Source organism: Pseudotabrizicola sediminis (genome assembly GCF_004745575.1).
GTDB lineage: Bacteria > Pseudomonadota > Alphaproteobacteria > Rhodobacterales > Rhodobacteraceae > Pseudotabrizicola > Pseudotabrizicola sediminis.
On record NZ_RPEM01000062.1, the window covers coordinates 1 to 647 of the forward strand.

Consider the following 647-nt stretch of genomic DNA (forward strand, 5'->3'; position numbering starts at 1 on the left):
GATATCTGCCCGTCAGGCGCATCGGCCAGTTTCTCTTCCATCGCCAACAGGCGCTCGATCTCTTTGCAGATGCGGTGATATCGACCGGTCAGATGCGCGGCGCGCTCCGTTCGTGCAGCACCGGTTTCCTGGCGGTCAATCCGGTCGGCCTCCTCGATATAGCGGCCGACCTCGGCTTCCAGATGCGCGAGGCGGCTGGCAATCTTGCCCTTGGTGAAATTCCGGTCGCGATTGTTCACGGCCCTAAACTTGCTGCCATCCACGGCGACGACTTCGCCCTTCAGAACGCCGATCCGGCGGCACAACTCGACGAATTTCGCGCAAGTCTTCCGGATGGCCGGACCGTTCTGCCGCCGGAACTCCGCGATGGTCTTGTGATCGGGAACCAGCCGCCCGGTCAGCCACATCACCTCGACATTGCGCCCGGCCTCGCATTCCAGGCGGCGGCTGGAGGGGATCCGGTTCAGATAGCCGTAGATGAAAAGCTTGAGCAGCACAGCCGGATGATACCCCGGCCGCCCCGTGCGCGCGGCGGTATGACGTTGAAATCCGAGCCCGGGCAGATTGAGCTGATCAACGAACAGATCGACCACACGCACAAGGTGATCTTCCCCGATCCACTCGTCCAAACGCTCCGGAAACAGCGT

1 protein-coding gene is annotated in these 647 nt (G+C 62.1%); it reads right to left on the reverse strand.

Annotated elements, in window-relative coordinates; all coding sequences use genetic code 11:
* Positions 1 to 647: transposase (locus EEB11_RS19305; protein WP_135434211.1), on the reverse strand; the 647-nt coding region annotated here is incomplete at both ends.